This window comes from Streptomyces sp. NPDC054047 (assembly GCF_055585065.1).
The window spans coordinates 176,537-194,376 of the sequence record NZ_JBVJKV010000006.1 but is presented as its reverse complement, the minus strand read 5'-3'; the positions used below and the strand labels follow the sequence as shown (position 1 = coordinate 194,376).

At 70.5% G+C, this 17,840-nt stretch carries 18 protein-coding genes; 6 read left to right on the top strand and 12 right to left on the bottom strand.

Going from position 1 to position 17,840, the window contains the following annotated elements:
• Window positions 1–19: 19 nt before the first annotated feature.
• Together ACZ6ZP_RS23205 and ACZ6ZP_RS23200 are read right to left on the bottom strand one after the other, a co-directional pair.
• Window positions 20–436 carry an SRPBCC family protein gene (locus ACZ6ZP_RS23205; protein ID WP_351164167.1) on the bottom strand — a complete coding sequence of 139 codons (417 nt, stop codon included), beginning with the start codon at window positions 434–436 and terminating at the stop codon, window positions 20–22.
• Window positions 437–529: 93 nt separating this feature from the next.
• On the bottom strand, window positions 530–1,540 hold the full coding sequence (locus ACZ6ZP_RS23200) for an aldo/keto reductase (protein WP_351164166.1): 1,011 nt from the start codon (window positions 1,538–1,540) through the stop codon (window positions 530–532).
• A 140-nt stretch (window positions 1,541–1,680) separates the two neighbouring features.
• Here ACZ6ZP_RS23200 and ACZ6ZP_RS23195 point away from each other — a divergent pair, with 140 nt between their 5' ends.
• Window positions 1,681–2,592 (top strand): LysR substrate-binding domain-containing protein, encoded by a 912-nt coding sequence (locus tag ACZ6ZP_RS23195; protein ID WP_469408204.1) that lies wholly within the window; start codon window positions 1,681–1,683, stop codon window positions 2,590–2,592.
• 8 nt (window positions 2,593–2,600) lie between these two features.
• On the opposite strand, the gene ACZ6ZP_RS23190 is transcribed toward ACZ6ZP_RS23195, so the two are convergent.
• The 4 genes from ACZ6ZP_RS23190 to ACZ6ZP_RS23175 form a co-directional block, all read right to left on the bottom strand.
• Window positions 2,601–4,112, bottom strand: coding sequence for an acyl-CoA synthetase (locus ACZ6ZP_RS23190; RefSeq protein ID WP_469408203.1), 1,512 nt, complete (start codon window positions 4,110–4,112; stop codon window positions 2,601–2,603).
• An 88-nt stretch (window positions 4,113–4,200) separates the two neighbouring features.
• A complete protein-coding gene (locus ACZ6ZP_RS23185) occupies window positions 4,201–4,947 on the bottom strand; it encodes a succinate dehydrogenase/fumarate reductase iron-sulfur subunit (RefSeq protein WP_351164163.1) in 747 nt (248 codons plus the stop codon).
• Window positions 4,944–6,917 carry a fumarate reductase/succinate dehydrogenase flavoprotein subunit gene (locus tag ACZ6ZP_RS23180; protein WP_469408201.1) on the bottom strand — a complete coding sequence of 658 codons (1,974 nt, stop codon included), beginning with the start codon at window positions 6,915–6,917 and terminating at the stop codon, window positions 4,944–4,946. The genes ACZ6ZP_RS23185 and ACZ6ZP_RS23180 overlap by 4 nt, the downstream gene beginning before the upstream one ends.
• On the bottom strand, window positions 6,918–7,589 hold the full coding sequence (locus tag ACZ6ZP_RS23175; protein ID WP_351164466.1) for a succinate dehydrogenase: 672 nt from the start codon (window positions 7,587–7,589) through the stop codon (window positions 6,918–6,920).
• A 135-nt stretch (window positions 7,590–7,724) separates the two neighbouring features.
• On the opposite strand from ACZ6ZP_RS23175, the gene ACZ6ZP_RS23170 reads away from it, so the two are divergent.
• Window positions 7,725–8,603 carry a LysR family transcriptional regulator gene (locus tag ACZ6ZP_RS23170; protein WP_351164161.1) on the top strand — a complete coding sequence of 293 codons (879 nt, stop codon included), beginning with the start codon at window positions 7,725–7,727 and terminating at the stop codon, window positions 8,601–8,603.
• Window positions 8,604–8,750: 147 nt separating this feature from the next.
• Here the strand turns inward: ACZ6ZP_RS23170 and ACZ6ZP_RS23165 are convergent, their stop codons facing one another.
• The 4 genes from ACZ6ZP_RS23165 to ACZ6ZP_RS23150 all read right to left on the bottom strand — a co-directional run bounded on the left by ACZ6ZP_RS23165 (window position 8,751) and on the right by ACZ6ZP_RS23150 (window position 13,768).
• Entirely contained in the window at window positions 8,751–9,509 is a 759-nt protein-coding gene (locus ACZ6ZP_RS23165; RefSeq protein WP_469408199.1) for a VOC family protein, read from the bottom strand.
• A 9-nt stretch (window positions 9,510–9,518) separates the two neighbouring features.
• Window positions 9,519–11,654, bottom strand: coding sequence for a putative bifunctional diguanylate cyclase/phosphodiesterase (locus ACZ6ZP_RS23160; RefSeq protein WP_351164159.1), 2,136 nt, complete (start codon window positions 11,652–11,654; stop codon window positions 9,519–9,521).
• Complete coding sequence (locus ACZ6ZP_RS23155) at window positions 11,651–12,463, bottom strand: SAM-dependent methyltransferase (protein ID WP_351164157.1); 813 nt, start codon at window positions 12,461–12,463, stop codon at window positions 11,651–11,653. Before ACZ6ZP_RS23155 ends, ACZ6ZP_RS23160 begins: the two co-directional genes overlap by 4 nt.
• Window positions 12,464–12,769: 306 nt before the next feature.
• A complete protein-coding gene (locus tag ACZ6ZP_RS23150) occupies window positions 12,770–13,768 on the bottom strand; it encodes an SCO0930 family lipoprotein (RefSeq protein ID WP_361473603.1) in 999 nt (332 codons plus the stop codon).
• A 663-nt stretch (window positions 13,769–14,431) separates the two neighbouring features.
• Between ACZ6ZP_RS23150 and ACZ6ZP_RS23145 the strand changes: the two genes are divergently transcribed.
• Together ACZ6ZP_RS23145 and ACZ6ZP_RS23140 are read left to right on the top strand one after the other, a co-directional pair.
• Complete coding sequence (locus ACZ6ZP_RS23145; protein ID WP_351164155.1) at window positions 14,432–14,560, top strand: hypothetical protein; 129 nt, start codon at window positions 14,432–14,434, stop codon at window positions 14,558–14,560.
• A 14-nt stretch (window positions 14,561–14,574) separates the two neighbouring features.
• Complete coding sequence (locus tag ACZ6ZP_RS23140; RefSeq protein ID WP_469408197.1) at window positions 14,575–15,339, top strand: bestrophin-like domain; 765 nt, start codon at window positions 14,575–14,577, stop codon at window positions 15,337–15,339.
• Window positions 15,340–15,393: 54 nt separating this feature from the next.
• On the opposite strand, the gene ACZ6ZP_RS23135 is transcribed toward ACZ6ZP_RS23140, so the two are convergent.
• Both ACZ6ZP_RS23135 and ACZ6ZP_RS23130 read right to left on the bottom strand, forming a co-directional pair.
• Complete coding sequence (locus ACZ6ZP_RS23135) at window positions 15,394–16,035, bottom strand: HAD family hydrolase (protein ID WP_361474603.1); 642 nt, start codon at window positions 16,033–16,035, stop codon at window positions 15,394–15,396.
• Between the two features lie 104 nt (window positions 16,036–16,139).
• On the bottom strand, window positions 16,140–16,853 hold the full coding sequence (locus ACZ6ZP_RS23130) for an SDR family oxidoreductase (RefSeq protein WP_469408196.1): 714 nt from the start codon (window positions 16,851–16,853) through the stop codon (window positions 16,140–16,142).
• Between the two features lie 160 nt (window positions 16,854–17,013).
• Here ACZ6ZP_RS23130 and ACZ6ZP_RS23125 point away from each other — a divergent pair, with 160 nt between their 5' ends.
• Together ACZ6ZP_RS23125 and ACZ6ZP_RS23120 are read left to right on the top strand one after the other, a co-directional pair.
• Window positions 17,014–17,343, top strand: a complete 330-nt coding sequence (locus ACZ6ZP_RS23125; protein ID WP_351164150.1) for an ArsR/SmtB family transcription factor — start codon at window positions 17,014–17,016, stop codon at window positions 17,341–17,343.
• Between the two features lie 275 nt (window positions 17,344–17,618).
• Window positions 17,619–17,837 carry a hypothetical protein gene (locus ACZ6ZP_RS23120; protein ID WP_351164149.1) on the top strand — a complete coding sequence of 73 codons (219 nt, stop codon included), beginning with the start codon at window positions 17,619–17,621 and terminating at the stop codon, window positions 17,835–17,837.
• Window positions 17,838–17,840: the final 3 nt, after the last annotated feature.

The window sequence follows — 17,840 nt, the reverse complement described above, 5'->3', positions numbered from 1 at the left end:
GTCCCGGGGCCCTTGGCTCTCAAGCGGAAAGGGTCTGCTTCAGGGCGGCGAGACCGTCGCTGAAGATGCCGTGGAACAGGGCGACGACCTCCTCGTCACCGACACCCACCGGTGTGAAGACGCCGGACCACTCCACGCGGGACGCGTCCTGTCCTGGCACCTCGTGCACGGTGAGGGTGGCCACGTAGTCGGTGGCGGGGAACGGCGCCTGGAGGATGGAGTAGCTGTACGTGCGCGCCTTCTCGTCGAAGGTCAGCAGGCGCTCGATGATGACGCCCCCGTCCTCGCTCTTGAGGGTGCGCACGCGACCGCCCTCGCTGGATTCGCTGGAGGGGATGAACGGAAGCCAGTCGGGCAGCGAGTCGAAGCCGCCGATGAGCTGCCAGACGCGGTCGGCCGGTACGGGGATCTCGATGGACGCGGAGGTGGAAGCCACGGGTTCTCCTTGAAGGGTTCCTTGAGGGGCGTACGAGGTGTGCGGGGGTGTGCGGCGGGACGTACGGGCTTGCGAGTCAAGCCAGTTCGCCGGTCAGACGGTGGGCACCGGTGCGTCCGCCGCGATCAGCTTCTCCTGGCGCAGGTCCGTCCAGAAAGCGGCCGGGACCTGCTCGCCGAGCGCGGCGACGTCCTCGGCGATGCGGCTCGGCCTGGTGGCGCCGGGGATGGCCGCCACCGTCGCCGGGTGCGCGAGGGAGAACTGCAGGGCGGCGGCCTTGATGCCGACGCCGTGCCGCTCGGCGAGCGCCTTGATGCGCTCGACCTTGGCGATGATGTCCGCGGGCGCCTTCTGGTACTCGAAGTGCTGACCGCCCGCGAGGATGCCCGAGCTGTAGGGGCCGCCCACGACGATGTCGACGCCCTGGGCCTCGGCGGCCGGCAGCAGTCGCTGCAGGGCGCGGTCGTGGTCGAGGAGGGTGTAGCGGCCCGCGAGGAGGAAGGCGTCGGGCTTCGGCTCGTCCAGGTCGAGGGTGAGTTCGAGCGGCTCCACGCGGTTGACGCCCAGGCCCCAGCCCTTGATGACACCCTCGTCGCGCAGCCGGTCCAGGGTGCGGAAAGCGCCCGTACGGGCCTGCTCATAGGCGGCCAGCCATTCGTCGCCGTAGAAGTCCTGCGCGACATCATGCACCCACACGACGTCGAGCCGGTCCGTCCGCAGCCGCTTCAGGCTGTCCTCGACGGAGCGCAGGGTGGCGTCGGCCGTGTAGTCGTTGACCATCTTGTTCGGGCGGCCGTGCTCGAAGAGGCCGCCCTTCTCGCCGAGGTCGCGCGCGGCGGGGTCCTCGACCTCGTCCAGGATGACGCGGCCGACCTTCGTGCTCAGGACGTAGTCGTCGCGGGGGTGGCCCGACAGGACGTCGCCGAGGCGGATCTCGGAGAGGCCCGCGCCGTAGAAGGGTGCGGTGTCGAAGTAGCGGATGCCCTGGTCCCAGGCGGCCTCGACGGTGGCCGCGGCCTCCTCGTCGGGGATGGCCCGGAACATGTTGCCGAGCGGGGCGGTGCCGAAGCCGAGCGCTCCGGGGAGGAGGGAGGTGATGCTCATGAGGGGTCCTCGCGGTGGTGGATTTCCGATGGTTCCCTGGGGTTCGGGTGATCCGTCGGCCTTGCGAGTTCGAGGTTAGGATCGATGCTTGAGACTGTCCAAGACTCGCTTGGACACACTTGAGTCCTGCGAGGTCTTACATGCTTGACCTGCGACAACTCCGCTATTTCGTGGCCGTCGCCGAGACGGAACACGTCGGCCGGGCGGCGGAAGCGCTGCACATCTCCCAGTCGCCGCTCAGCCGCCAGATCGCCCAGCTGGAGAAACAGCTCGGCCTCGCCCTGTTCGAGCGCAGCCAGCAGCGCATCCGCCTCACCTCCGACGGCAAGGTCTTCCTGAGCGAGGCCCGCGCCCTGCTGCGGCACGCGGACCGCCTGGAGAACCTCGGCCGCAGGCTCGGCCGCGGCGAGGAGGGCGGGCTGTGCATCGGATACGTGGGCGACGCCATGCACACCGGCGTCCTGCCGGGCGCGCTGCGCACCCTTCAGGAGGAGCGCCCCGGCATCCATGTCGCCCTCTACAGCCTCTCCACGGCCGAGCAGTTCGAGGGCCTGCGCCAGCGCAGCCTCGACATCGCCCTCGTCCAGGATCCGCCGCCGCAAGGCGACCCGGACCTCCTGGCCGCACCCTTGCTCGAAGACCCGCTGCTGCTCGCACTGCCCGCCTCCCATCCGCTGGCCGCGCAGGCGGAGTTGACGCCGGACGACCTGGACGGCCAGGCGTGGATCGCGGTGGAGAACTCCCAGGACCCGGCCTGGCGCGACGCCTTCCTCGCCTCCTGCGTTGCCTCCGGCTTCACCCCGGACATCCGTCTGGACGCCGCCGAGCCGCTCACCGCGCTCGGCCTCGTCGCCTCCGGCCTCGGTCTCGCGCTCATCCAGCGGAGCATGGTGCGCGGCACGACGGACGGTGTCGCCGTACGCGAACTGCCCTGGCACAAGGCGTCCGTGCACCTGTGGGCGGCCTGGCACGCCGTCGATCTGCGGCCGGTGGTGGCGTCCTTCCGCGAGACGGTCCTGGCGAGCGGCGAGATCGACGGCGCCACCGACTGACTCCGCGCTCAGTTCCAGTACGACCTGCGCAGCGAGGACTTGGCCAGCTTCCCGGTCGGCGTGCGGGGCAGCGAGTCCGCGAAGTCCACGGAGCGGGGCGCCTTGTAGTGGGCGAGCCTCTCCCGTACGAACGCGACCAGCTCACGCTCCAGTTCGGGCCCCGCCGTCACCCCGTCGGCCGGCTGCACCACCGCCTTGACCGCCTCGCCCATCTCCGCGTCCGGCACCCCGATGACCGCGACGTCCGCGACCGCCGGATGCAGCACGAGACAGTCCTCGGCCTCCTGCGGATAGACGTTCACCCCACCCGAGATGATCATGAATGCCTTGCGGTCGGTGAGGAAGAGATAGCCGTCCTCGTCGACGTGGCCGATGTCCCCCGTGGTGGTCCAGTTGGGGTGCTCGGGGTGCTGGGCCTCGCGGGTGCGGACGTCGTCGTTGTGGTAGCGGAAGGAGAGTTCCTCGCGCTCGAAGTAGACGGTGCCGGTCTCGCCGGTCGGCAGCAGTTTGCCCGCGTCGTCGCAGATCCGCAGCTCGCCGAGGAGCCCGTCCTTGCCGACCGAGCCGGGCTTGCGCAGCCACTCCTCGGGCGAGATGAACGTGATGCCGTTGCCCTCGGTCGAGGAGTAGTACTCGTACAGGACCGGCCCCCACCACTCCAGCATCCGCTGCTTGACCTCGACGGGGCAGGGCGCGGCCGCGTGGATGGCGGTCTTCATCGACGACAGGTCGTAGCGCTCGCGCACCTCGGCGGGCAGCTTCAGCATCCGTACGAACATGGTCGGCACCCACTGGCTGTGCGTGACGCGGTGCCGCTCGACGGCCGCGAGGGCGCCTTCCGCGTCGAAGGCGTCCATGAGCACGACGGTGCCGCCGAGCGCCGTGACGACGCCGCAGAAGCGCAGGGGCGCTGCGTGGTAGATCGGGGCGGGCGAGAGATAGACGGTGTCCTCGCCGAAGCCGTACATGGCCTGGAAGATCAGGACGTAGGTGCTCGGCTCGTCACACACGTCGCCCTCGGGCAGCGCGGGCTTGATGCCCTTGGGTCGGCCCGTGGTGCCGGAGGAGTACAGCATGTCGGTGCCGCGCGGCTGGTGGGCGGGCGGCTGCGCGGACGCGGCCGCCAGGGCCTTCTCGTACGTTCCGTCGTCGAGCCCGAGCAGGATCGGCGGGCCGCCCGCCGACTCCACGACGGCCGCTCCCAGTTCGGCGAGTGATCCGGAGACGATCAGCGCCTTGGCCCCGCAGTCGCGGACGATGTACGCGGCCTCGTCCGTCGAGAGGTGGTGGTTGACGGCGGTGAGATACAGGCCCGAGCGCAGCGCCGCCCAGTAGACCTCCAGGGCGCGCGGATCGTTGTCGCTGAGCAGGGCGAAGTGGTCGCCCCTGCGCAGGCCTGCGGCCCGCAGATGATCCGCGAGCCGCAGGGAGCGTTCTTCGAGTTGTCCGTAGGTGAGGGTCCGTGTGCCGTCGGCGGTGACGACGGCCGTCCTGGCGGGGTCGTACGCTCCCGGATGCATGCGGGCGACGGTAGCGCCCCAAAGGGGCGCGGGGAACTGCGCGACCAGCCACAACGGACCCGCAGATCCCAACGGCCCCACGCAGTACCTAGCGGCTGACCTTCCGCGTGGCCCGCAACCACTCCTTGTTCATCGCAGAGATGGAAGGCAAGGGGATCCCCTTGGGACAGGCAGAGGCGCAGGCGCCAGTAAGCGTGCAGCCGCCGAAGCCCTCCTCGTCCATCTGCGCCACCATGTCGAGCACACGCGTCTCGCGCTCGGGAGCACCCTGTGGCAGCACGCCCAGGTGGTTGACCTTCGCCGAGGTGAACAGCATCGCCGAGCCGTTGGGGCAGGCGGCGACGCATGCCCCGCAGCCGATGCACTCCGCGTGCTCGAACGCGAAGTCCGCGTCCGGCTTGGGCACGGGGGCCGCGTGGGCCTCGGGTGCGGCGCCGGTCGGGGCGCTGATGTAGCCGCCGGACTGGATGATCCGGTCGAAGGAGGAGCGGTCCACGACCAGGTCCTTGACGACCGGGAAGGCGGAGGCGCGCCACGGCTCGACGTCGATCGTGTCGCCGTCCTTGAAGGACCGCATGTGCAGCTGACAGGTGGTGGTGCGCTCGGGCCCGTGCGCGTCGCCGTTGATGACGAGCGAGCACGCGCCGCAGATGCCCTCGCGGCAGTCGTGGTCGAAGGCGACCGGGTCGTCGCCCTTGACGATGAGTTCTTCGTTGAGGGTGTCCAGCATCTCCAGGAAGGACATGTCGGAGGAGATGCCGTCCACCTCGTAGGTGGACATGGCGCCGTCGGCGTCGGCGTTCTGCTGGCGCCAGACGCGCAGGGTGAGCTTCATGCGTAGCTCCGCTGAGTGGGGTGGACGTACTCGAAGACGAGGTCTTCCTTGTGAAGGGTGGGAGCCTCACCCGTGGCCGTGAACTCCCAGGCGGCGGCGTACGAGAACTCCTCGTCCACGCGGGCCGCCTCGCCGTCCGGCGTCTGCGACTCCTCGCGGAAGTGGCCGCCGCAGGACTCGGCGCGGTGCAGGGCGTCGAGGCACATCAGCTCGGCGAGCTCCAGATAGTCGACGATGCGGTTCGCCTTCTCCAGGGACTGGTTGAACTCCTCGCCGGTGCCGGGCACCTTGAGCCGGCGCCAGAACTCCTCGCGGATCTGCGGGATGCGCTCGAGCGCCTTGCGAAGACCCGTCTCCGTTCGGGCCATGCCGCAGAACTCCCACATGAGCTCGCCGAGTTCGCGATGGAAGGAGTCGGGGGTGCGGTCGCCGTCGACGGCGAGCAGCCGGGTGACACGGTCCGTGGTCTCGTCCAACACCTCGCGTACGACGGGGTGTTCGTCGGAGATCTCGTCGTGGTGCGGGTTGCGGGCGAGGTAGTCGTTGATCGTGGACGGCAGGACGAAGTAGCCGTCGGCGAGGCCCTGCATGAGGGCCGACGCGCCGAGCCGGTTCGCGCCGTGGTCGGAGAAGTTGGCCTCGCCGACCGCGAAGAGGCCGGGGACGGTGGTCTGCAGGTCGTAGTCGACCCACAGTCCGCCCATCGTGTAGTGCACGGCGGGGTAGATCCGCATCGGCATCTTGTACGGGTCCTCGTCGGTGATCCGCGCGTACATGTCGAAGAGGTTGCCGTACTTGGCCTCGACCGCCTTCTTGCCCATGCGCTGGATGGCGTCGGCGAAGTCGAGGTAGACGCCCTGGCCGCCGGGACCCACTCCCCTGCCCTCGTCGCAGACGTTCTTCGCCGCGCGCGAGGCGATGTCGCGGGGCACGAGGTTGCCGAAGGAGGGGTAGATGCGCTCCAGGTAGTAGTCGCGCTCATCCTCGGGGATCTTGTTGGCCGGGCGGTCGTCGCCCTTGGCCTTGGGGACCCAGATGCGGCCGTCGTTGCGCAGCGACTCGCTCATCAGCGTCAGCTTGGACTGGTGGTCGCCGGTGCGCGGGATGCACGTCGGGTGGATCTGCGTGAAGCAGGGGTTGGCGAAGTAGGCGCCGCGCCGGTGGGCCCGCCAGATGGCCGTGGCGTTGGAGTTCATGGCGTTGGTCGACAGGTAGAAGACGTTGCCGTAGCCGCCGGAGGCCAGGACGACCGCGTCGGCGAAGTACGTCTCGATCTTGCCGGTGATCAGGTCGCGGGCGACGATGCCGCGGGCCCGCCCGTCCACCACGATGACGTCGAGCATCTCCGTGCGCGGGTGCATCTCGACGTTCCCGGCCGCGATCTGCCGCGAAAGGGCCTGGTAGGCGCCGAGCAGGAGCTGCTGCCCCGTCTGGCCGCGCGCGTAGAACGTCCGGGAGACCTGTACGCCACCGAAGGAGCGGGTGTCGAGGAGCCCTCCGTACTCGCGCGCGAACGGCACGCCCTGCGCGACGCACTGGTCGATGATCTCCACCGAGATCTGCGCGAGGCGGTGCACGTTGGACTCGCGGGCGCGGAAGTCGCCGCCCTTGACGGTGTCGTAGAACAGGCGGTGGACGGAGTCGCCGTCGTTGCGGTAGTTCTTCGCGGCGTTGATGCCGCCCTGCGCGGCGATGGAGTGGGCGCGGCGCGGCGAGTCCTGGTAGCAGAACTGCACGACGTGGTAGCCCTGTTCGGCGAGCGTGGCGCCCGCGGAGCCGCCCGCGAGGCCGGTGCCGACGACGATCACGGTGTGCTTGCGGCGGTTGGCGGGGTTGACCAGCTTGGCCTCGAAACGGCGGGTGTCCCAGCGCTCGGCGACCGGTCCTGCCGGGGCCTTGGTGTCGACGACCGGCTCCCCGGTCGCGTACTCGGCATACTCACGAGAGGAGTGCTCACGGGAGGAATTCATCTAGCTCACCACTCCGGTCATGACGGCGACAGGTACGACCACGAAGCCCGCCGTCAGGACCAGCGCGAGGCCATTGGCGATGATCTTGAGGGCGCGGTCGCGGGTCGCCTTGCCCGCGCCGAGGGTCTGCGCGGCGCTCCACAGCCCGTGGCGGACGTGGAAGCCGAGGGCCACGACGGCGACGATGTAGATGACGTTGCCGTACCACGTGGAGAACGTGTCGATGATGTTCTGGTACGGGTGCAGGTGTTCGTAGCCGCCCGGGTGCACGGTGCCGGTCGTCAGGTCCAGGATGTGCCAGACGATGAAGAGGGCGAGGATGATCCCGCCCCAGCGCATCGTGCGCGTCGCGAAGCTCTTGCCCGCCTTCTTGTTCACGTACTTGGTGGGGCGCGCCTTGATGTCGCGGCGGCTCAGTTGGAAGGCGGAGACGGCGTGCGCGACCACGGCGGCCACGAGCACGACGCGGATCAGCCAGAGCGTCCACTCGTAGTGCATGAAGGGCTCGCCGACCGTGCGCAGCCAGTGGGCGTAGTGGTTGAGCTCCGCGGGCCCGAAGAAGATCTTCAGGTTCCCGATCATGTGGGCGACCAGATAGAGCAGCATGATCAGGCCGCTCACGGCCATCACTGTCTTCTTGCCGACGGACGAGTCCCAGATCGTGCGCGTCATCGACGACCGTTTTCGGTCCGTCCGCGTTGCCAGAGCCATGGAACCGACGCTAAGGCCGAAAGTCCCGATCGGTCCAAGAGATGGATCAGCTCATCTCGATAGCGAATGGCTATCATCGGCCGTACCCTGCCCTGTATGCAGTTCCAACAGCTCCTCTACTTCGTCGCGGTGGCCGAGACGAGGCACTTCACCCGGGCCGCCGAGCAGGTGCACGTCTCGCAGCCCTCGCTCTCCCAGCAGGTCCGCGCCCTGGAGAAGGAGCTGGGCGCCGAGCTGTTCAGCAGGGCCCGCGGCAACATCGCGCTGACCGACGCGGGCGAGGCGCTGCTCCCGCTGGCCCGCAGAATCCTCGCGGACGCCGACACCGCGCGCATCGAGGTCCAGGAGCTGGCCCAGCTGCGCCGCGGCCGGATCCGCCTGGGGGCCACCCCCAGCGTCTGCACGGGCCTGCTGCCCGAGGTCCTTCGCGCCTTCCACGACCGGCACCCCGGCATCCAGCTCCTCCTGGAGGAGGGCGGCTCCCACGACCTCGTACGGGAACTGGCGCGCGGCGCCCTCGACCTGGCGATCGTCGTGCTGCCGCTGCCGTCGCCGTCCCCGGCGCTGACGACCGTCGAGCTGCTGCGCGAGGACCTGGTCGTGGTGTCGTCACCGGACGCGCGCAAGTTCGGCGGCAGGTCGGTGCGGGTCGCCGATCTCCAGCGCGAGCGCCTTGTGATGTTCCGGCACGGCTACGACCTGCGGGAGCTGACCGTCGCCGCCTGCCGGGCCGAGGGGTTCGAGCCGGAGTTCGCGGTCGAGGGCGGCGAGATGGACGCGGTGCTCGGCTTCGTGCGGGCGGGGCTCGGGGTGGCGGTCGTGCCGCGCATGGTGGCCGAGCGCGCGGGGAGCGGCCTGCGGATGACTCCGCTGGCCCGGCCGGCCCTGCACCGCACGATCGCGCTCGCCCACCGCAGCGATGTGGCTCCGCCACGGGCCGCGCGGGAACTGCAGCGGATGTTGTTGGAGCGGTGAGGGTTGTGTGTCACCGCGGGCCCGGTGGGGGCTGGCCGCGCAGTTCCCCGCGCCCCTACGGGCGCTCACCTTGCAGGCGCCGGGTTCCCAGCGCCCCGTAAGGGGCGCCGGGAGCTGCGCGCTCAGCACCCACCGGCCCGCAGGTGCCTAACGGGCGGAAGGCAGACCGCCCGTCTCGGGGTTCCTGATCGTCAGGCAGTACGTGCCGCCCGCCGGGTCTCGCATCACGATCCAGTGCGGGCCCCGCCACACGCTCTCGGCACCCTGACCCTCGTGCCGGACGCGGTCCGCGTCCGGGTCGGAGCAGGAGAAGTCCAGGTGGGCCCCGGCGGGCCCGTCCGAGTCGAGGCGCTGGAGCAGGATCCGGACCGGCAGGTGCGGGGTCGGGTCGACGAGGTGGAACTCGGGGCGTGAACCCGGGCGGTCGGACCACCCCGTGAAGGCGGGCCAGAACCTCTTCTCCGCCTCCCACACCGCCGGCGGCACATCGAGGCACACCTGGTCCAGACGGATCGTGGTCCCGTCGGGCGCGACGAGCGGCTCGGGGCGGACCCGCTCGCCCTGCCACTCCACCACGCAGAACAGCTGCCCACCCGGGGAGCGCAGGACCTCAAGGCCCTCCTCCGCGTGGACCGGGGTCGCCCCGAGCGCGCGGGCCTCGCGCGCCTTGGCGGGTACGTCCGCCACGGAGAAGTCGAGGTGCGCGCCCCCGGGGCCGTCGACCGCCTGCGCCTTCAGGAAGGCGTCGGCGCCCTCCGGCAGGAGGGTCACGAACTGCGCCTCGTCGCCGCGGAACGCGGAGAGCCGCGTCCCGGTGACCGCCGTCCAGAAGGCGTGCGCCCGCACGAACCGGTCCTTGGGCCGGTCCACGAAGGCGTACACCCACTGGATCTCTCCGGAGGACATCCGTGCTCCTCAGCTCGTCGCGTCGGCCAGCGCCAGTTCGTGCAGCTGGTCCGGCGGGCCAGGCCGTGCGTAGTACCAGCCCTGCGCCGTGTCGCAGCCCAACTCTCGCAGCTGGTCCGCCTGGGCGCCCGTCTCGACGCCCTCGACGGTGACCGCGAGGTCCAGGCTGTGGGCGAGCGCGACGATCCCCTCGACGATCTTCAGGTCGACGGGGTCGGCCGGGAAGTGCTGCATGCCCTGCGTGAAGGAGCGGTCGAGCTTGAGGATGCTCACCGGCAGGCGGCGCAGGTTGGCGAGGTTCGAGTAGCCGGTGCCGAAGTCGTCGAGCGCGATGTCCACGCCCATCTCGGCGAGCCGCCGCAGCGGCTTGAGCAGGTCGTCGTCGGCGCCGATCAGCGCGGACTCGGTCACCTCCAGGCACAGGGCGCCCGGTTCGAGCCCGGCACGCTCCAGGATCTCCACCGTGTCCGAGACCAGGCCGGGGTGGGTCAGCTGCATGGGCGAGAGGTTCACGTTCACGCGCAGCGGCCCGGCGTCCTTGTGCCGTGCCTCCCAGGTGCGGGCCTGGCGGACCGATTCCTCCAGGACCCAGCGACCGAGCGGCACGATCAGACCGGTGTGCTCGGCGAGCGGGATGAAGCGGTCCGGGCCGATGACGCCGTGCTGCGGATGCAGCCACCGCACCAGCGCCTCGGCGCCGCGCACGCTGCCGTCGCCGAGGTGCACGAGGGGCTGGTACTCGATGAAGAACTCGCCGCGCTCCAGGGCCGCGGGCAGCGCGGTGGTCAGCCCGTGCCGGGTGATGGCGCGGGCGTCGGCCTCGGGGTCGGCGAGCTCGAAGCGGTTGCCGCCCGCGGACTTCGCGCGGTACATCGTGATGTCCGCGCTGCGCAGCACCTCCGCCGCGCCGCGCTCCCCGGCCGGGCCCTCGACGATGCCGATGCTGCCGCGCACGGTCAGCTCGCGGCCCTCCACGCGGATGGGCGTGGACAGCGCGTGCATGATGCGCCCGGCGAGGTCGTCGACCTCGACCTCGGTGTGCCGGCCTGTGGTCAGCGCCACGAACTCGTCGCCGCCGAGCCTGGCGACCATCTCGCCGGGCGCGGTGGCGCAGGACTGGAGCCGGTCGGCGACCTCGACGAGGAGCCGGTCGCCCGCCGCGTGCCCGAGGCTGTCGTTGACGGTCTTGAAGCCGTCCAGGTCGAGATAGCAGAGCCCGAACCGTGCGCCGTCGCCCGCCGCGAGGGCCTTCTCCAGGCGCTCGAAGAACAGGGTGCGGTTCGGCAGGCCGGTGAGCGCGTCGTGCGTGGCCTCGTAGCGCAGGCGCAGATTGAGCAGCCGGCGCTCGGTGGTGTCCTCCATCAACGCCAGCTGGTACTGCGGGACTCCGTCGGCGTCACGCAGCAGCGAGACGGTCAGGTTGGTCCACAGGACGGTGCCGTCGGGCCGGTAGAAGGCCTTCTCGACGCGGTAGTGCTCGCGCTCCCCGCGCACCAGCTCTTCGTAGAGCTTCCATACGTGGGGCGAGTCGTCGGGGTGGGTCCACTCCGCGACGTTGCGTCCGCGCACCTGGTTCTCCAGGCCGCCGAACATGCGCACCAGCGCGTCGTTCACCTCCAGGACCGTGCCCGTGAGGTCGGCTATGCCGATGCCGATCGCCGCGCCGTGGAAGACGGCACGGAAGCGTGCCTCGCTCGCGTGCAGGGCTTCGGCCACGGCACTGCGGGCGTCCAGGGCGGCGCGGGATATCGCCTCCTGCTCGGCGAGGGTCCGCTCCCTGAGGGCGGCCGCGAAGCCGGCGGCCAGGGCGTGCTGCAGGCGCGCGGACCGGGCCCGCAACTCCTCCTGGGGGCCGTCGTCACCGCAGTACAGGACGAGATAGGCGTCCACGCAGTCGAGCGTGCGGCTCAGTGCCTCGGGGTCGGTGCAGTGCGTGCCCACGAGCGCGGCGCCGATCGCCTGGCCCTCGGCCGCCTCGAAGATCCGCTCGTGCAGCGCGGCACGCAACCTCCGCGCCAACGGCACCAGTTGCTGCTCGAACTCGGGACGGGTCAGCGATGTCGCCGTCACCGGGAAGATGGCGCGGCTCCAGATGGTGGCGAACCTGCGCACTCTGCCCTCGGGCCCGTCCGGTTCCCCGCTCATGCCCTGCGCCCCACGCCGGCGAGCCCGGAGAAGGCGTACGGATCCTCCTCCTCGGGCGCGGTGTCGGGCCGCCAGCGCGGCATCGGCACGAGGCCGGGTTCCACCATGTCGTATCCCTCGAAGAACCGCGCGATCTCTTCGCGCGAGCGCATGATCAGTGGATTGCGGATGTCCTTGTAGACGCCGACCGTCTGGCCGGCCTGCTCGGCGGGGATCGGCATCCCTTCGTACGCGGCGTGCGTGAGGACGATCATGCTGCCGGGCGCGAGTGCGTCCCGCAGCTCGGCGACCGCTGTGTAGGGATCGTACGCGTCCTCCACGAAATGCAGGACGGCGACGAGGAGAAGGGCGACCGGCCGGTCGAGGTCGAGGAGTCCGTTGACCTCCGAACTGCCCAGAATGTCCAGCGGTTTGCGCAGATCCGCGGCGAGGACCGTCGCTTTCTCGTCACCGTCGAGCACGGCCCGGCTGTGCGCGACGGCCACCGCGTCGTGGTCGACGTACACCACGCGGGCCTCGGGGTGCGCCTGCCGCGCGACCTCGTGGACGTTGCCGAACGTGGGAATGCCCGAACCGATGTCGAGGAACTGCGTGATGCCCTCGGCCACGGCGAAACGCACTGCTCGGCGCATGAAGGCACGATTCGCCTGCATGATCTTGGGCAGCCCCGGCATGAACTCCATGGCCCGGCGGGCTGCGTCCCGGTCGACCTCGAAGTTGTGCGAACCGCCCAGGTAATAGTCGTAGATGCGGGACACGCTGGGCATCGTGATGTCGATGCCCTGCGGTGCCCAGGCGGGACGCTCCATCAGGACTCCAAGACGTAGGCGAGGCGAGCCGGTGTTCGAAGTGAGGCTACTGATCGTCCGCCAAGGGAGCGAGTCAAAACGGAAATTGGTCGTCCGTTCTCGGTCACTGCCTGTGGCAAGTGCCGAATATCAACCCAAAGAACCGGTCCGTTCCTTCCCCGGGGAGGGGAAAAGAACGGACCGGTAGACCGTACGCGAGGTAGTTCTGACAGGACCCCCTTCTTGGCCGGACTTCCTCTTCTGAACTCGTGCTTCGGCAAGGCTCCTTCTGTACGCCTATTTCCCGTACGTCTGCTTCCCGTACGTCTACTTCGGTGCGCCGACGGCCTTTCCGTCCGGGCCGGCCGCGAACCAAGTGCCGCCCACTCCCTGACCGTTGGTGTCGCCGGGCTTCTTGTCGCCGGAGAACGTGTACATCGGCCAGCAGTCGATCGTCTGCTGCCGCTGCCCGTCGGGGCGATCGAAGACGACGAAGCCCTTCTTCAGGATTCCCTTGGTGTCGTTCTTCTCGACGGGCGGAACCACCGGCCACTTCTCCAGGCAGGCGCCGGTGCAGGCGGACTTCATCGGCCAGGCGGAGTCCTTCGTGAAGCGGTAGACGGTCATGCCGTTCTTGTCGACGACGATCTCCCCGAGCTTGGGGTCCTTGCGGGTGGAGAGTCCTGCCGGGTCGACGGGGGCCGTCTCGGCGGGGGGCTCGGCCTCCTCGGCGGCGGGCGCGGCCTTCTTGCCGTCGGGGGCCGCCGCGTACCAAGTGCCGCCCACACCCTGACCCTTGGCGTCACCGGCCTTGGTGTCCTTGGCGTACCGGTACATCGGCCAGCCGTCGATGGTCAGCTGCTTGCTGCCGTCGGTCCGGGTGACCTCGCCGAGCAGGGACTTGTCCACTCCGGGCGGGGCGGCCGCTCCCTCGGGGGACGCGACGGGCCAGGTCGTGGCACAGGCGCCGTCACAGTTCGACTTGGGGGGCTCGGCGGTGTCCTTGTCGAAGCGGTAGAGCGTGCGGCCCTCGCTGTCGGTGACGACCTTGCCGAGCTTCTTGCTGTCCCAGACGGCGAGTTGGCCGGCGGCCTTCGCCTTCCCCGCGCCCTCCTTCGCGTCGCCGGTGTCGGCGCCGTATCCGTCGCTCCCCGCCCCGTACCCGTCTCCCTTGGCCGGGGCCTGGTTGCCGACGTTCTGTCCGTTCGGCGACTGGTCCCCCTTCTCCTGACCGCACGCCGTCGTCAGCGCCAGCATGGCCGCAGCTGTCGCCACGAGCGAGGCGCTCCGCCAGGCCCGGAAGGAACTCCCTGATGGATGCCGCATTTCTAACTCCCGCTGTCGCTTGGGTGTCGCGCCGCTGAGTGCGTCACGCATGGCCCTAGGTACGGGTGGGAACAGCTGATGCGTTCAACCCGCGTTCAAGATTCTTTTGTTCGTCAATCCCGCGCCCGGCGTCTCCTCCCTTCGGGTATGAGGAGGGTGGCGGCAGCGTGGCAGGGCGACGCGCTGCCGATGATCCTTGTCGTGCATGGATCCTCTAGGGCCTCATCCGGCCTGGTCACACGCTTAACCGCGCTGATGGTGCTGGCCTGGCTGTTCGGTTCACCGGCGGCCTCCGCGGTCTCGGCCACCGCCCCCTTCGACAGTTGCGCCTACGCCTCGATCGGTGACGCTCCCGGCGGCGACGCGGTGGCGGTCGCGGGCGACGGAGTGACCTGCAGGGCGGGCCCCACACACCGCCCCAAGCCTCCTCCGCCTCCTCCGCCACCGCCGCCCGCTCCGGCCCCACCGCCGCGTCCGGAGCCACCGGCACCGGCGCCGGAGCCCCCTCCCCCGCCGCCCCCGCTCGCGCGCCCGGCCCCGGCCAAGCCCGCGCCGCCTCCGCCACCCCCGCCGCCACCACCCCCGAGCGCGACCCCGAGCCCGGAGCCGAAACCGAAACCGACCCCCACGCCTGCCCCCGCCCCCAAGATCTCGCCGAAGCCGGTGAGTTACCCCAAGTACCGCATCACTCCGCGTAAACCGCCGCCCCGCAGCGGCCCGTCCCTGGTCTCGCTCACCCTGCTCGTCACCGCACCCGCGGTGCTCGCCGTCGCCGCCCTGCGGCCTCGCTGACCGTCGGAGGTCCCATGTCGGAATGGCTTGTTCTCACCCTCGCGATGGCCGCCGCGTGCGGCGTCGTCCTCGTCGTCACCGTTCTGCGGCACCGCAGGACGAGCCCGGACTACGACGCCTCGGAGACTCCTGACGTCATCGAGTACATGACGATGATGATCGGCGTGGTGTACGCCATCGTCCTCGGCCTGGCCATCGCCGGTGTCTGGGAGGCGCGCAGCGTCGCCCAGGACCATGTGCACGCCGAGGCCCAGGCGTTGCACGAGGTGTCCGAGCGGGCGCGGGTCTATCCGGCCGACGTCCGCGACCGCATCCGCACGGGCGTGCACGCCTATGTCAGCCATGTCGTCACCACCGAGTGGGACTCCATGGCCGACCACGGTGAACTCACCGACCGCGGTGCCGAACTCCTCACCCGCGTACGCCACGACGTCACCGACTACCAGCCCAAGTCCGACTTCGAGGCCCAGGCCTACCAGCCGCTCGTCGACGCGGTCGCGGCCGCGTCCGACGCGCGCAACCAGCGCGGCGACAGTGCCGGGGCCACCATGCCCGGCGTCGTCTGGTTCGGTCTGATCACCGGCGGTCTGGTCACCGTCGGCATGATCTTCGCCCTGCAGATCCGCCGCACGCCGCGCGAACTCATCCTCGCGGGGCTGTTCTCGGCCTTGATCGCCTTCCTGCTCTTCCTCATCTGGGACTTCGACGCCCCCTACAGCCGCGGCGTCGCGGCCACCCCGGAGCCGTTCCGCGCGCTCTTCGACAACCTCGGAAAATGAGGGAAGGGCGGCTCCACCGGCCTCAAAGGCACGGTGGAGCCGCCCTGCTGACACTCATTCAGCGATGATCGAGGCGACCTGGGTGAGGGAGTCGATCCGCCAGTCCGCGGCCTCGACCACGGCCGGGTCGTCGGCCCACCAGTGCCCCCAGGGCCCGCGCCGGATGTGCGCCGTGCGCAGCCCGGCCGCTTTCGCCGGGTAGATGTCGTTCGCGGGATGGTCGCCGACGTACAGCGTCCGCTCCGGCGCGCTCTGCGCCGCCTCGACCACCCGGGCGAAGAACGACGGATCCGGCTTCGCCACACCCCACTCGCCCGAGGTGGCCACGAGATCGGCGGGCAGATCCAGGCCGCGCAGCAGTTCGCCCACGCGATGCGTCTGGTTCCCCGCGATGACGACGCGCAGCCCCTGTTTGCGCAGCCCGCCGAGGGCGGGACGCACATCGGGGTAGAGGTCGGTCTCGGCCAGGTGCTCACCGCGCCCCGCGACCTCCCGGGCGCTGTAGGCGGCGGCGACGTCTATGTCCGGGCTCAGCAGCCGCAGCGCTTCGGCATTGTCGCGGCCCCGCGTGACGACACCTCCCACGAGCGCGGAGACGGTGTGACGGGGCACGCCGAGCCAGTCGGCCCAGGACGCCCAGTAGCGGTCATCTTTGGTGAGGGTCTCCCCCACGTCGAACACGACGGTCTCAATCATCGGGCCCAGCCTATGGCGCCACCGGGCCCGACCGGCCGTGCGAGCCCGCGACCCGCAGGGAGTTCACATGTACGCCACGGTGATCGGCCTGGTCGGCGGGCCCCTCACAGGGAGCGGGCGGCGCCGCCGTCGATGCGGATGGATTCGCCGTTGACGTACGCGGCGTCGTCCGAGACCAGGAAGCGGGCGAGCTTTCCGATCTCCCGGGTGGTGGCGTAGCGGCCCGCGGGAATCCTGGCGAGGAAGTCGGGGTCCTCGGGCCAGCTGTCGACGTAGCCGGGCATGAGGCTGTTCATGCGGATGCCCTTGGCCGCGTACTGGTCGGCGTACAGCTTGGTGAAGCTGGTCAGGGCCGAGCGCAGGGCGGAGTTGACCGGGATGATCCCCATCGGCTCGAAGGCCGTGTACGAGGAGAGGTTGACGAAGGCGCCCTTGCCCGCCGCCTCCATGTGCGGGGTGACGAGCCGGGCCATGCGCACGACGCTCAGGAGCAGCATGTCCAGGCCGTCGTGCCAGTCCTGGTCGGTGACCGCGAGCAGTGCGTCGTTCCTGGCGTGGCCTGCGCCGTTGACGACGGCGTCGATCCGGCCGTAGCTCCCGAGGGTGGTGTCCACCAGGCGGGCCAGGTCGTCGGGGGCGGTGAGGGAGCCCACCGTGGCGATGGCGCCGAGCTCGCGGGCGAAGTCCCCGATCGCGGGGTCGATGTCGAGGAGCGAGAGGCGATAGCCCGCCTCGGCGAGTTCGGTGGCGATACCCCGGCCTATGCCGGAACCGGCGGCGGTGACGATGGCTGTGGGGGCGGCGGGGGCGGTGCTCACGGCGGTTCTCCAGGTGCGGGAAGAGGGGCGCAGGTCCGTACGTCGGTACGTCAGTACTCGGTACGTCGGTACGTCGGTACGACATTCAACGTACAGTAGGCCGATGAAACGGACAAGTGGGGCAATCGCCCTAGTACGAGATACGCCGTACAGTCGAAGCATGGCGACGTACCACCCGCACCGTGACCAGCTGCTCGTCGAGGACGTCCTGGCCGCGCTCGGCCACCCCGTCCGGCTCGGCATCCTGCGCGAGCTGGCCGCGTCCGACGGCGAGCGCACCTGCGGCAGCCTGCCCATGGAGGTCACCAAGGCGACCGCCACCTTCCACTGGCGCGTGCTGCGCGAATCGGGGATCACCCGGGAACACAAGGTGGGCCGCTACAAGGCCGTGGCCCTGCGCCGCGCCGACCTCGACGCCCGCTTCCCCGGCCTCCTCGACGCGGTACTCGCCGCCACGGCCCCCACACTCACGGACGCGACGGCCGATTGACGGGCGGTGCGGCCCAGTTGGGCCACCAGTCGGCGGTGGTTCGTCCGCCAGGCGATTCCGGGACGGGCTCGGCGCCCGACTGAGGGACGAGGCGAGGCAGTTGCCCGGGCCGGGCCGCCCGGCTGTGCGCAGGCCGGTGGGGTGCCCGCGCCGTCAGGCGGGCGCGTCTGGGAGGGGTATCGGCGCGGCGGTTACCCCGGCTCCCGGACACCGGCTTCGCACACGGGTCCGTAAACCGTGCTGCGCCGCGGCCCCGCGCGGCGCACTCTGGTGGCATGACCTGGCAGACACCCATCATCGTTCACCCGCCCGCTCCCGACGGCGGACGGCGGATCACCGTGCGCGGCCAGCCCGTCGGCGTCGCGCACGACGACCGCGACCTGGTGGAATTCCTCCGCCGCGCGGGCCTCGGCGACGCCGACATGTCCCTGGACGACCCGCACCTCGTGGAGTGGCGCGGCAGCGGGGCGCACGTGTGGGCGACGGGTTCCTGACCC